Raw genomic sequence first — 12,958 nt, 5'->3', positions numbered from 1 at the left:
GGAGTGGGTAAGTCGATTTTTCTACGGGTACCGGTTAGCGGTGCCCGCGGTCTAGCTGCCTTCGTAGAGCCCCGTGGTCCGCTTCCGGATTCGGGGCTCGTCTCTGTTGTGAGGCCCGATAACGGATGAGACCAGAACCCCCACATCATGAGAACGCGGAGTTAGCGGAAATGAACATCGAAATGATCGATACCGAACAGCCGGCGAACATCGAAATGTTGCGCCAGGAAATCGATCGGTTGGACGCCGAGATTCTGGCGGCGGTAAAGCGGCGCGCCGAAGTGTCGCAGGCGATCGGCAAAGCCCGAATGGCCACCGGCGGAACCCGGCTGGTGCACAGCAGGGAAATGCAGGTCATCGAACGCTACAGCGAGCTGGGCCCGGAGGGTAAGGACCTGGCGATGCTGTTATTGCGATTGGGCAGGGGCCGGCTCGGCCACTAAATGCCCGCGCAATTTGCCGTTTAGGGCGGGCAGTTTTCGCGTCTCCGCGCGGAATTCTCACCGCACGCCAGCGCTGGCTCGTTCCCGGCGGACCGCATTAGGGTCGAACCATGACCTCCGCGCTCACCATCACCGATATCACCGCAACCCCGGCATGGGACGCCCTGCGCAGGCATCACGAACAGATCGGTGAAACCCACCTTCGCAAGTTCTTCGACGACGACCCGGATCGCGGGCGCGATCTGACCATCGAGGTCGGCGACCTCTACGTCGACTACAGCAAGCACCGGGTCACCCGCGAGACACTGCAGCTGCTGATCGACCTGGCCCGCGCGGCGCACCTCGAACAGCGTCGCGACGAGATGTTCTCCGGGGTGCACATCAACACCTCGGAGGATCGCGCCGTCCTGCACACCGCGCTGCGGCTGCCCCGGGACGCCGAGTTGGTCGTCGACGGCCAAAACGTCGTCGCCGACGTCCACGAGGTGCTCGACGCGATGGGCGACTTCACCGACCGGCTGCGCAACGGCGAATGGACCGGGGCCACCGGGGAACGGATCAAGACGGTCGTCAACATCGGCATCGGGGGATCGGACCTAGGCCCGGCGATGGTGTACCAAGCGCTGCGCCATTACGCCGACGCGGGGATCTCGGCGCGCTTCGTCTCCAACGTCGACCCGGCCGACCTGATCGCCAAGCTTGCCGACTTGGAGCCCGCCACAACACTTTTCATCGTCGCATCGAAGACATTCTCCACCCTGGAGACCCTGACCAACGCGACCGCGGCGCGCCGCTGGCTGACCGACACACTCGGCGACAGTGCGGTGTCCAAGCACTTCGTGGCCGTGTCCACCAACAAGCGTCTGGTCGACGACTTCGGCATCAACACCGACAACATGTTCGGGTTCTGGGACTGGGTCGGCGGACGCTACTCGGTCGACTCGGCAATCGGGCTGTCGGTGATGGCCGTCATCGGCCGGGAGGCCTTCGCCGACTTCCTGTCCGGATTCCACATCGTCGACGAACATTTCAAGACCGCGCCCCTGGAGTCCAATGCGCCGGCGCTGCTCGGCCTGATCGGCCTGTGGTACTCCAACTTCTTCGACGCGCAGGCGCGGGCGGTGTTGCCGTACTCCAACGACCTGGCCCGCTTTGCCGCCTATCTGCAGCAGCTGACCATGGAATCCAACGGCAAATCCACCCGCGCCGACGGCACACCGGTCACCACCGACACCGGTGAAATCTTCTGGGGCGAACCGGGAACCAACGGCCAGCACGCCTTCTACCAATTGCTGCATCAGGGAACCCGGATCGTGCCGGCCGATTTCATCGGCTTCAGCCAGCCCACCGACGATCTGCCCACCGTCGAGGGCACCGGCAGCATGCACGACTTGTTGATGAGCAACTTCTTCGCCCAGACCCAGGTACTCGCGTTCGGCAAGACCGCCGAGGAGATCGCCGCCGAAGGCACTCCCGCCAATGTGGTGCCGCACAAGGTGATGCCCGGCAACCGCCCGTCGACGTCGATTCTGGGCAACCGGCTCACACCGTCGGTGGTCGGCCAGCTGATCGCGCTCTACGAGCACCAGGTGTTCACCGAGGGCGTCATCTGGGGCATCGACTCGTTCGACCAATGGGGCGTCGAGCTGGGCAAGACGCAGGCCAAGGCGCTGCTTCCGGTCCTCACCGGCGACGCCTCACCCGCGCCGCAGTCGGACAGTTCGACCGACGCGCTGGTCCGCCGCTACCGCACCGAACGAGGGCGGGTCAGCTAGACGCTGTCAGAGGCTGCGGCTCATCACGTCGGAACCGAGTCGCCGCACAAAGGTGCGCAGACGTTCCACGGTCGCGGTCTCCGGGTCGCTGACGTGCAGGCGCAGCAGCTCACGTCCGGCGGCGTGCAGGATTCGGGCGGTGTACTCGGGATCGTGCACCTCGGGAGTTGTGCGCCGCAGTTCTCTGACAAAAAACTGGAGCACGACGGCCTCGGACTGGGCCAGCCGGGCATACAACTCGGGTGGAGCGCCCTGCGGGGGAAACAGAAACAGCCGCCACGTCGCCGGCTGAGCGTCGACCGCGGCCAGCACACCGTCGAACGCGACCACCAGCGACTGATCGTCGGCGACGGCATCGAGTCCGGAGATCGCCTCGGCGAACTGCGCGCCGGCCCGCGCCGCCTCGCGGTCGATCAGTGCGACGAACAGCCCGGCCGGGTCGCCGAACATCTGGTAAATCAGCGATCGATTGATGCCGGCCTGCGCCGCGATACGGTTCGGGGTTGCCGCGTGAAACCCCTCGGCATCGACGATCGCGTGTGTGACGTCGAGGATCTGCTCGCGCCGGCCCTCGGCGGTCATGCGCCGCTTCGGGTTGTCGGCAGTCATGCTTGACAGCATAACTAACAACTTGTGAGTATTACTCACTAAGTGTTAGTTATTGGGAGGTTGCTTACCTTGTCCACGGCCACGTACTACCCCGAACTCGCGCGGCGAGTCCGAAGCCAGCGCGAGCTGCAGCCGGACCTCTACGGTGACTTCGATTTTGACCAGCAGCCGGAACGCCTGGCCACGGAGCCGAACGTCGACTCGGCACTGCCGCCCTGGGCCGCGGACCGCGAGCTGATCCTGGAAGACGACCGCGTCGTCGAGTTGATGAGCACGGCCACCATGCTCGGCGACGTCGTCGCCGATCCCTATGCGGCCCTGATGAAAACGCACAGCGTCACGCAGCTGATCGACATGCTCAAGAGGGCGTGCCGCGAGGGCATCGAGGCGGTCCCCGAGGCGCCCCCCGAACTCGCGGCGTTCATCGCCGCCATGGAGGCCACGCCGGAGTGGATCGACTTCGACCTGGTCCGCGAAGGCGCTCGGCAGGAGCGCATTCCCACGGCGCTGGTGGCCCCCTTCATTACGCGCGGAGCCTTTATCGCGACCTTCACCAACTCCTACGCCGCGCTGCCGATGGCCCTGACCGGCGCGCTGTCGGGTAAGCGGGCCGCGCGGCGGGTCAACGAGACAGCCAGTTTTTTCACGGTCACCACGCTGCCCGGTGCGCTGGATCGCTACGGCCCCGGATTCGAAGCCGCCGCGATGGTCCGGTTGATGCACTCGATGGTCCGCTATAACGCCCTGAAGAAATCCGACAAGTGGGACGTCGCGATCTACGGCATGCCGGTGCCGCAGGTGGACCAGATGCCCGCGGGAATGATCGGCCAGTACCTCTTGGCCCACAAGGTGCGCAAAGAGGGCCGGACACAGTTCACCGCCGAAGAACGCGCCGTCATCGAATTCGCCAGGTATCGCTGCTTTCTGCTCGGTCTGCCGGAGGAACTGCTGCCCGCAGAACCCGCCGACATCGTCCACGTCATGCACGCGCGCTCGGCATTGCTGCGCCACGGATTCGACAGCATCTGCGAAGAACTGGTTCGCGGCACGATGGCGGCCTACCTGCGTCCGGGCACCAGCTGGTTCGACCGTTGCGCCGAAGCGGTCGAGAAGAGTTTCAGCAAGCTGACATTCGTCAAGACGTTCTGCAACGGCGACAGCGAGATCGCCGGGGCGATGGGCGTGACACTCGGGCCGACCGATCTGGTGCGCATCGCCCTGACCACGCCCTTCATCAGCGGACGGTTCGCCGCCGTGACCCAGGCCAGCCGCATCCCCGTGCTTCGGGACATCACCGACGCCTACGTCATCGGGCTAATCAAGCTCCGGCTGGCGACCTACGGAAAACCCGAATTCACTAGCGACGCAGCGCATTACACACCCGTCCCGCACTGACCTCAGGCGAAGGGCTTGGTCAGCGGCGGCGGCAGCACCCGCAGCAGCTGCACCAGCGGCGCCCACGGCCACCGCGGCACCACCGCCCGGCCGGGTTCGCGCTCGATGGCTGCGACGAGGGCCTTGACGCCAGTGTCGTTGTCCACCATCAGCATTGTGCTGTTCGACTTGGCGGTCATCTCCGACTCGATGTAGCCGGGCTCGATCACCGTGACCTTGATCGGGCCCCTCGCGTACTCGGCGCGCAACGACTCGCCAAGCGACGTCAGTCCCGCCTTGCTTGCGCAGTATGCGGCTTTGACGCCCGGCACTCCGGCGTTGCCGAGCACCGACGAAATCAGCACCAGATGCCCGGAACCGGTCTTGGTGAATATCTCCAGCGCGGTTTCGATCTGCACCAGCGCGGCCACCAGGTTGGTCTCGATGGTCTTCTTGTTCGCCCATAGCTTGCCGGTACCCAGCCGGGCGCCGCTGCCAATGCCGGCGTTGACGATGATGCGGTCGATGCCGCCGAGCTGGTCGCTCAGCTCGGAGAAGACCTTCGGCACCTGCTCGTGATCCCGGACGTCCAGCGTGGCGACCGCGATTTTAATCCCTGGATATTGTTGTGACAGCTCGGTTTTCAGTTCGTCGAGCCGCTCGGTGCGCCGGGCGCACAGCGCGAGGTCGCGACCTTTGGCGGCGAACGAGCGCGCCATCCCGGCCCCCAGGCCTGAACTGGCGCCGGTGATGAGGATCTTCTGGCGAGTCACCCGGGCAGCATATCGACACGCGTCAAGTCCCGGCCCGCCGGCTACTTGAGCAGCCGTGACATGCGCCGATCGGCCAGCACCTTGCCGCCGGTCTGACACGTCGGGCAGTACTGAAAAGACTTGTCCGCGAACGACACTTCGCGCACGGTGTCCCCGCATACCGGGCAGGGCAACCCGGTGCGGGCATGCACGCGCAGCCCCGAGCGCTTCTCCCCCTTGAGCGTCGCGGCGCCCTGGCCGACCGACCGGTTCACCGCGTCGGTCAATACCGAGATCATCGCGTCGTGCAGGGTGCTGAGCTGCTCGCTGGTGAGCTTTCCGGCGGTGGCGAAGGGCGAGATCTTGGCGACGTGCAGGATTTCGTCGCTGTAGGCATTGCCGATGCCGGCGATCACCTTCTGATCGGTGATGACGGTCTTGATCCGGCCGGTGTTGCCCGCCAGGACCCCTGCCAGGTCGTCGACGGTCAGGTCGAGCGCGTCCGGGCCGAGGGCCGCAATTCCCGGCACCTGCTCGGGGTCGTCGACCAGCCACACCGCCAACCGCTTCTGCGTTCCGGCCTCGGTGAGGTCAAATCCCGGCGCGCTGCCGGGGGTCCCCAGATGGACTCGCAGCGCGATCGGCCCCTTGCCCGGTCGCAGCGGCGCCGCGGCCAGCTTGTCGGACCAGCGCAACCAGCCGGCCCGCGACAGGTGCGCGATCAACAGCCACTTATCGGCCTGCAGCCCCAGATACTTGCCCCACCGGCTGGCCCCGACGACGGTCAGGCCGTTCAGGGCGCTGACCGGCGGATCGAAGGTCTTGAGCACCGACAGCGCCGCGACATCGACCCGGCCGATCGTCAACCCGACGGCATGGCGCCGCAGGTGATCGACCAGCGCTTCGATCTCGGGAAGTTCGGGCACCTGTCCAGTGTGCCGATCACCGCGCTCGAGTGTCCATCGCAGCTCAGGGCGCCCGCAATAAATAGGTATCCATGATCCAGCCGTGGCGCGCGCGGGCCTCGGCGCGCAGCGCCACGATGCGGGGTCCCACTTCGCCCACGGTGCCCGCGACGAGCAGCTCGTCGCGGGTGCCGAGGTAGGCGCCCCACCAGATCCGGGTGCCGGCGGGGCAGGCCGCAAACGAGCAGTCGGCGTCGAGCATCACCACCGCCGAGCCGGACAATCCTTGCGCGCGCAGCTGTCGGCCCGTCGTGATCAGCACCGGTTCACCGACCTCGTTGAGCGGGATGCGGTGTCGCGCCGTCAGCGCCTGGATGGCGGTGACGCCGGGGATCACGTCGAAGGTGAAGCCGACCTCGGCCACATCAGTCTCGATGGCGTCCAGGATCCGCAGCGTGCTGTCGTACAGCGACGGATCACCCCAGGCCAGGAAGGCCCCCACGCCGTCGGGCCCCAGCTCGGCGGCGATCGCCGCCGCCCAGATCCGGGCACGCTCCGCATGCCAGTCGGAGACGGCGTCGCGGTAATCACCGTCGGACGACCGCTTGGGGTCGGGCAGCTCGACGAATCGGTAGCCGGGTTCGGAGATGAAACGCTCGCAGATCTGCCGTCGCAGCGCCACCAGGTCGCTTTTTTGCTCGCCCTTGTCCATCGCGAAGAACACCTGGGTCGTGTTGAGTGCCTCGATCGCCTGGACGGTCAGGTAGTCGGGGTCGCCCGCTCCGATGCCGATGACGTGGATGTGACGACCCACCACCACCTCCTGACTCGTACTGTCGCCCTGGCACGTTGCCTGCAAAGATTAGTGCTGGTCAACCGAATTGAAACCAGCGAACGTCTGGTCGAGACCCCAGGTACCCAGTACCATTGGTATTGAGTAACTGTTGCGAGCCACCGTCTGAAACACCCGATGAAGGGACACCAGCGATGACCACTGCGGTGCGACCAGGTGGGCCGAGCCGTGAAGAGTTCTCGGAGCGTCTACTCAAGGGCTCGGTCAAAAAGTCCTACGAGCCCATCGTCGACATCGACTGGGACGCCCCTCTCGACCCGGACAAGTTCTACCTGCCGCCGCGATCGGTGTCGCTGTATGACACCCCGATGTGGGACGAGATGACCCGCGAGCAGCAGATCGAGCTGTCCCGGCAGGAATTGGTCAACACCTTGTCGGCCGGCATCTGGTTCGAGAACATGCTCAACCAATCGTTGTTGCGCACCATCATTCATGAGGACCCCACCAGCTCCTCGACGCATTACAAGCTGACCGAGCTGGGCGATGAAACTCGGCACATGGTGATGTTCGGCAAAGCCATCGAGCGTATCGGCGCCAAACCGGTGCGTCCGCGCCTGCTGCACCGGATGATCATCAACACCTTGCCCCTGGCGTTCCAGCGCGGCTCGATGCTGTGGATGGCCGCGCTGATCGGCGAGGAGATCTTCGACTCGCTGCAGCGGCAGATGATGGACGACCAGGATTTGCAGCCAATCATCCAGCGGCTCATGCGAATTCACGTCACCGAAGAGGCCCGACACATCCAGTTCGCGCGCGACGGCGCCCGCAAACGAGTGCAGGAAATGCCGCGTTTCAACAAGTGGTTCATGGCCAACATCAACGGCGTCGGCGGGTACTTCTTCCGCTACCTGTTCAGCAATCCGATTCCGTACGCGCGGACCGGACTGGATCCCAAACGGGCGCGCGCGATGGCGCGCAGCAGCGCACACCGTTACGAAGTGCAGAAGTCCGGTTTCGCCCCGCTGGCGGCGTTTTTGACCGAAGTGGGCCTGCTGGGCCCGATCGCACGGCGCACCTGGAAGCGCGCCAACTTTCTGTGACGCAAGCAGCGGTCGCGGCCATCCGCGACGTCGTCATCCTCGGCGACGGCAGCGCCGGCCAGGCCATGTCGAGTGAGCTGCTGGCCGCCGGAATCACCGACATCGCAAGGCCGATCGGCGAAGTGGCCAGCTCCCGGTTCGACGACGACGCCCACACCTGGGAGCTGCGCACCGCGCCCGGCGAGAGTGTGCGGGCTCGCGTAGTCATCGCGACAGACCCGTCGGTCTTTGTCGGCTGGACACCAGAGCTCTTGGGGTGCAACGACTTTCGTGGTGATTCGTTTCATGCGTCGCGGTGGCGGCCCGGTTTTGATCCGGCCGGCAAGCGCATCGCCGTCATCGGCACCGACGCCAGCGCCGGTCATTACCTCCAACAGTTGATCGAATCTGCTTGCACTGTCACCATCTTCGCGCATGCCCCGCGCCGGTTCGTCGCCGAGATTCCGTTGCCGTCCACCCGGGTCAAGCGCTGGCTGCGCCGCCACAACCCGCTGGCGAGCCGCGACCGGCGACCGCGGCCCGCGCTGGTGGCAGCGGCGATCAGCGCCATCACCGCCTCGGGCATCCGCACCGACGATGGTGTCGAGCACGACGCCGACGCCATCATCTACGGCACCGGGTTCACGATCGCGGATCACGCTCCCGACCTGGTCGGCACCGGTGGGCTGGCCATCAAGGCGGCCCTCGATGACGGCACAGAGCCTTTCCTGGGCGTCGCCCTGCACGGTTTTCCCAATTATTTCTGGGTCACCGGCCCCGATGTCGGCGCGCAAGCCCGCTATGTCGCCCAGTGCCTCGGGCTGATGGAAAGGACCGGCAGCACCCGCATCGAGGTGCGACGCAGCAGCCAGCAGGTGTTCAGCGATCGCGCTCACGTCGGTCCCGCGCAGCCGTTCCAGGTGTCATCGGCGTTCGACCTGTCGTCCGCCGCCACCCCCGACAACGAGACGTACGACGGCGAGGCCACGCTGACGATCGCAGGCGCGTGCCATCCGGTGCGCGTGCGACTCAGCGGCCACCTGGACCCGATCGACGGTCGCTACCACTGGCAGGGAACCGTCTTCAGTTCACCGTCGCAGCCCTTGACGGACGAAGTACTCAAGCAGTCGCGAACGGCCATGCTGACAGTCGGTGAGCGCACCGCGCCCGCGCGCATCACCGAGCAAACACCGTGGGGCACGCACTCGCTCGCGGGGGTGGGCGCCCCACCCTACGCGCTGAGCGGACGCTAACCGGGTCCGATCCGGATTCCCATTGATCGCACGGCGCGGGTCGTCACCGGCTCCCGTGGTGACTTGACGGCCGTTAAATGGGGTAGTCTCGCTAGGCTGATTTCAATCAAACATTGGAAGTGGCCACACGCGCGAAGAGGTTGGCTCCATGGATTTGCGCGCCGGCGCACACGACACGATAGATGAGAACAGCATGGTCGGGGTGGCAGCGGTCGATCCGTCGCAGGCGCACGGTCAAGGCGAGTTCCGCGCGGGCTCACGGCGGTCTCTGCTCGATGACGCTGCCGCACCCCGCATGATTCCTAGCCAGATCGTGACCTTGAGTTGCCGTTCGACCGCGTTACGATTCGGATGCCCCACCGGCACCGAAGACACCCGCACCCGCGCGGCAGCGGGTCAGGTGTCGCGATCAGCGAGGTTAGATGCCTGAACGGAAAGGACCGCCCGCGGTGAGTGCGCTCGCCGAGTCCCCTGGCTCGCTGGCCGTGGAGACCCGGACCGATCAGTCGGCCGCGATCCTGACCGTCGGGGGCGTTCTCGACGCCAGCAATTCCGCGGCGCTGCGCGACAGCATTCGCAAGGCCGCGCTCGACGCGCCGTCGGCCGTCATCGTCGATATCAGCGCCCTTCAGGTCCCCGCGGAGTCGGCGCTGTCGGCCTTCATCAGCGCATACCTGCAGCTGAGCATCGAGAGCACCGCGCCGATCGTGCTGGTCAGTGGTGATCGCGGTACCCGCGATGCGCTCGACCGCAGTGAGGTCACCCGATTCATGCCGGTGTATTCGACCGAGAAAGGCGCGACGAAGGCGCTCGCCAAGCTGACCCGTCGCACCGTCCACCGCAGCGACACCCAGCTGCCCGCGAACCTGACCAGCCTGCGCGAGTCGCGCCGCCTGGTGCGCCAGTGGCTCACCGAATGGTCGCGGCCCGCGTTCATTCCGGTCGCGCTGGTGGTCGTCAACGTCTTCGTGGAGAACGTGCTCGAACACACCGGCAGCATCCCGGTGATGCGCCTCGAGACGGACGGCGCGACGGCGACCATCGCGGTGTCCGACGAGAGCACCGCCCCGGCCAAGCGGCTGCCGTCGCCTGCGCAGGGCATCGATGTCTCGGGCCTGGCGATTGTCGACGCGCTGTCGCGCGCGTGGGGCAGCACACCCACCTCGTCGGGCAAGACGGTCTGGGCCGTCATCGGCCCCGAGAACCAGCTGTAGCCGCGGGGACCCAGGTCGGCGGGGACCCGCGCGTGAGCCAAACTAGAACACGTTCTAGTCTCGGATAACGGTCTCTCACGGAAGGCGGATGACGTGCGGTTTACGTATGCAGAGGCAATGACGGACTTTCGGTACTACATCCCGTTGGCCAAGGCGGCGGAGGCCGCCGGGTATCACGCCATGACGATCGCCGACAGCATCGCCTACCCCTTCGAATCCGACTCGAAGTACCCCTACACCCCCGACGGCAACCGCGAGTTCCTGGACGGCAAGGAGTTCATCGAAACCTTCGTGCTGACATCGGCATTGGGCGCGGTGACGTCGACGCTGCACTTCAACTTCTTCGTCCTCAAACTGCCCATCCGCCCGCCGGCGTTGGTGGCCAAGCAGATTGGCTCGCTTGCCGCAATGACCGACAACCGGGTGGGCTTCGGGGTGGGCACCAGCCCGTGGCCCGAGGACTACGAGCTGCTCGGCGTGCCGTTCGCCAAGCGCGGCAAGCGGATGGACGAATGCATCGAGATCATCCAGGGCCTCACCGCAGGCGACTACTTCGAATTCCACGGCGAGTTCTACGACATCCCCAAGACCAAGATGACCCCCGCCCCGACCAAGCCGATCCCGATCCTGATCGGCGGCCACGCCGACGCGGCCCTGCGGCGTGCCGCGCGACTGGACGGCTGGATGCATGGCGGCGGCGATCCCGAGGAACTCGACGGGCTGATCACCAAGCTCAAAAAGTATCGCGAGGAGGCGGGCAAGACCGGCCCGTTCGAGATCCACGTGATCTCGGCGGACGCGTACACCCCGGACGGCATCAAGCGGCTCGAGGACAAGGGCGTCACCGACGTCATCGTCGGCTTCCGCATCCCTTACATCATGGGCAAAGACACCGAGGCGCTTCAGGACAAGGTCCGCAACCTGGAGTGGTTCGCCGAGAATGTGATCGCGAAGGTCTAACCGTCACAGGGGATCCCACGTCGGGGCGCGCTTTTCCATGTGCGCCGTAGCGGCCTCGAGCGGATTATTGGTGAAGCCGCTGAGGATCTGGGTGCGGTTCTCGATTTCGATGGCGTGCCGCAGGCTGGGCGCGTCCAGCGCCGCGTTGAGGCCAATCTTGGTCTGCCACACGCCGTATGCGTTGTTCCCCGCGATCTCGCGGGCCTTTCGCAGGGCCGCCGCCATCAGCTCGTCGGCCGGCACCACCTCATGCACCAGCTTGATGCGGTAGGCCTCGTCGGCGTCGATGATGCGACCGGTCAGCATCAGTTCACGCGCGACGCCGGCGCCGACGATCTTCGGCAGCAGGTAGCTGGTGCCCATGTCCATCGACGAGAACCCCGCCTTGATGAATACCGACCCGAACCTGGCGTGTTCGGATGCGACCCGAATGTCGCTGACCAACGTGAAGGCCAGCCCGCCGCCGACAGCGACACCGTTGACCGCCGCGATCACCGGGATGTCCAGTTCGTAGATCCGGGTGTACAGATTCGCCAGCCGGACCTGGGAGTCGTAGTTGACCTTGAATGCCGGGGTCGACTCGCGGCTGTCCACCCACGGTTCACCGGTGCCACTGAGATCGGCGCCGGCGCAGAATCCGCGGCCCGCACCGGTCAGAATCGCCACTCGAAAAGCGCCGTCGTTCAGCGCATCCAGAGCGGCGTCGACTCCGTTGATCAGCGATCCGTCGATGGCGTTCAGGCGCTCCGGACGGTTCAGGGTGATGCAGGCGATGTTGTCGTCGAGGGTGTCCAGTTCTACTGCAGGCATAACGGAACCGTATGCGACTTGGCCGTTTACCGAGCAGGCATACCGTGGATTCATGACACGTACAGACGATGACACTTGGGACCTGGCCAGCAGCGTGGGCGCCACCGCCACCATGGTCGCCGCGGCACGAGCCGCCGCGACCAGGCGCCCGCAGCCGATCATCGACGACCCTTTCGCGGAGCCGCTGGTGCGCGCGGTCGGCATTGACGTGTTCAATCGGCTCGCCGCCGGCGAGCTCGACTTCGAAGCCGAGGACGGCGGCGTGGGCTTCCCGCGGATGACCGACACTTTCGCCGCGCGGGCCCGGTTTTACGACGATTACTTCAGCCAGGTCACGCAGGCGGGCATCCGGCAGGTGGTCATCGTCGCGGCCGGGCTGGACAGCCGGGCCTACCGGCTGTCCTGGCCGGCGGGCACGACGGTGTATGAGATCGACCAGCCGGAGGTGATCGAGTTCAAGACCTCGACGCTGTCGAAGATCGGCGCGACGCCCACCACCGACTACCGCACGGTAGGCATCGACCTGCGCGAGGATTGGCCGGCCGCACTTCGGGAGGCCGGCTTCGACGCCAGCCAGCCAACCGCGTGGCTGGCCGAAGGTGTGCTCATCGGCTGGCTGCCACCGGAGGCCGAGGTCCGGCTGATGGACGACGTCATTTCGTTGAGCGCCGCAGACAGCCGGTTCGCCGCAGATTACGGCTCGGTCGCCGGAACCTCGCCGGAGGCGCGCGAACAGGCCCAGCGGCTGGCCGAGACGTGGCGACGGCACGGCTTGGAACTGGATGTCGCCAATTTGGCCTACCCCGGTGAGCACACCGACATCGCGGCGCATCTGCACGCCCGCGGCTGGGACGTGCTTAGGTCCTCCCTCGCCGACCTATTCCTCGCCGCCGGTCTGCCCGAAATTCGGACGGCCTTTTCGGATCAGGTTCCGGCGGCCACCATCGGGTTCGTCACGGCGGTGCTTTAGGCCGCGATCGGCGTCGCGTGT

General features: G+C 65.9%; 13 protein-coding genes and 1 pseudogene. 8 read left to right on the top strand and 6 right to left on the bottom strand.

Annotated elements, in window-relative coordinates; genetic code table 11:
• The first annotated feature begins 125 nt into the window (after positions 1-125).
• Together MNAB215_RS16125 and pgi are read left to right on the top strand one after the other, a co-directional pair.
• Complete coding sequence (locus MNAB215_RS16125; protein WP_077079724.1) at positions 126-443, top strand: chorismate mutase; 318 nt, start codon at positions 126-128, stop codon at positions 441-443.
• Positions 444-553: 110 nt separating this feature from the next.
• Entirely contained in the window at positions 554-2,218 is a 1,665-nt protein-coding gene (pgi, locus tag MNAB215_RS16120; RefSeq protein ID WP_077079723.1) for a glucose-6-phosphate isomerase, read from the top strand.
• A gap of 6 nt (positions 2,219-2,224) precedes the next feature.
• Here pgi and MNAB215_RS16115 read toward each other — a convergent pair whose 3' ends face one another.
• The gene (locus MNAB215_RS16115) at positions 2,225-2,800 is read right to left on the bottom strand and encodes a TetR/AcrR family transcriptional regulator (protein ID WP_077082068.1); all 576 of its coding nucleotides are present in this window, start codon (positions 2,798-2,800) and stop codon (positions 2,225-2,227) included.
• A 96-nt stretch (positions 2,801-2,896) separates the two neighbouring features.
• Between MNAB215_RS16115 and MNAB215_RS16110 the strand changes: the two genes are divergently transcribed.
• Positions 2,897-4,222, top strand: a complete 1,326-nt coding sequence (locus MNAB215_RS16110; RefSeq protein WP_077079722.1) for an oxygenase MpaB family protein — start codon at positions 2,897-2,899, stop codon at positions 4,220-4,222.
• 2 nt (positions 4,223-4,224) lie between these two features.
• Here MNAB215_RS16110 and MNAB215_RS16105 read toward each other — a convergent pair whose 3' ends face one another.
• The 4 genes and pseudogenes from MNAB215_RS16105 to cobF all read right to left on the bottom strand — a co-directional run bounded on the left by MNAB215_RS16105 (position 4,225) and on the right by cobF (position 6,672).
• The gene (locus tag MNAB215_RS16105) at positions 4,225-4,974 is read right to left on the bottom strand and encodes an SDR family oxidoreductase (RefSeq protein WP_077079721.1); all 750 of its coding nucleotides are present in this window, start codon (positions 4,972-4,974) and stop codon (positions 4,225-4,227) included.
• Positions 4,975-5,015: 41 nt separating this feature from the next.
• On the bottom strand, positions 5,016-5,483 hold the full coding sequence (locus tag MNAB215_RS30265) for a zinc finger domain-containing protein (protein ID WP_245830448.1): 468 nt from the start codon (positions 5,481-5,483) through the stop codon (positions 5,016-5,018).
• Positions 5,484-5,636: 153 nt separating this feature from the next.
• Positions 5,637-5,879: pseudogene (locus MNAB215_RS30260) on the bottom strand (DNA-formamidopyrimidine glycosylase family protein); the annotation flags it as partial.
• 43 nt (positions 5,880-5,922) lie between these two features.
• On the bottom strand, positions 5,923-6,672 hold the full coding sequence (gene cobF / locus MNAB215_RS16095; RefSeq protein WP_077082067.1) for a precorrin-6A synthase (deacetylating): 750 nt from the start codon (positions 6,670-6,672) through the stop codon (positions 5,923-5,925).
• A gap of 173 nt (positions 6,673-6,845) precedes the next feature.
• On the opposite strand from cobF, the gene MNAB215_RS16090 reads away from it, so the two are divergent.
• The 4 genes from MNAB215_RS16090 to MNAB215_RS16070 all read left to right on the top strand — a co-directional run bounded on the left by MNAB215_RS16090 (position 6,846) and on the right by MNAB215_RS16070 (position 11,157).
• Complete coding sequence (locus tag MNAB215_RS16090) at positions 6,846-7,751, top strand: AurF N-oxygenase family protein (RefSeq protein ID WP_077079719.1); 906 nt, start codon at positions 6,846-6,848, stop codon at positions 7,749-7,751.
• On the top strand, positions 7,748-8,983 hold the full coding sequence (locus MNAB215_RS16085) for a DUF4873 domain-containing protein (protein WP_077079718.1): 1,236 nt from the start codon (positions 7,748-7,750) through the stop codon (positions 8,981-8,983). The genes MNAB215_RS16090 and MNAB215_RS16085 overlap by 4 nt, the downstream gene beginning before the upstream one ends.
• Positions 8,984-9,405: 422 nt before the next feature.
• On the top strand, positions 9,406-10,197 hold the full coding sequence (locus MNAB215_RS16075) for an STAS domain-containing protein (protein ID WP_108637638.1): 792 nt from the start codon (positions 9,406-9,408) through the stop codon (positions 10,195-10,197).
• A gap of 93 nt (positions 10,198-10,290) precedes the next feature.
• Positions 10,291-11,157: an LLM class flavin-dependent oxidoreductase gene (locus MNAB215_RS16070; protein WP_077079715.1), complete on the top strand. Its 867-nt coding sequence runs from the start codon at positions 10,291-10,293 to the stop codon at positions 11,155-11,157.
• Between the two features lie 3 nt (positions 11,158-11,160).
• Here MNAB215_RS16070 and MNAB215_RS16065 read toward each other — a convergent pair whose 3' ends face one another.
• Entirely contained in the window at positions 11,161-11,967 is an 807-nt protein-coding gene (locus tag MNAB215_RS16065) for an enoyl-CoA hydratase/isomerase family protein (RefSeq protein ID WP_077079714.1), read from the bottom strand.
• Between the two features lie 52 nt (positions 11,968-12,019).
• Between MNAB215_RS16065 and MNAB215_RS16060 the strand changes: the two genes are divergently transcribed.
• Positions 12,020-12,937, top strand: a complete 918-nt coding sequence (locus tag MNAB215_RS16060; RefSeq protein WP_077079713.1) for an SAM-dependent methyltransferase — start codon at positions 12,020-12,022, stop codon at positions 12,935-12,937.
• Positions 12,938-12,958 lie beyond the last annotated feature (21 nt).

Source organism: Mycobacterium numidiamassiliense (assembly GCF_900157365.1).
GTDB lineage: Bacteria > Actinomycetota > Actinomycetes > Mycobacteriales > Mycobacteriaceae > Mycobacterium > Mycobacterium numidiamassiliense.
This window is presented reverse-complemented; position numbering and strand designations above follow the sequence as displayed.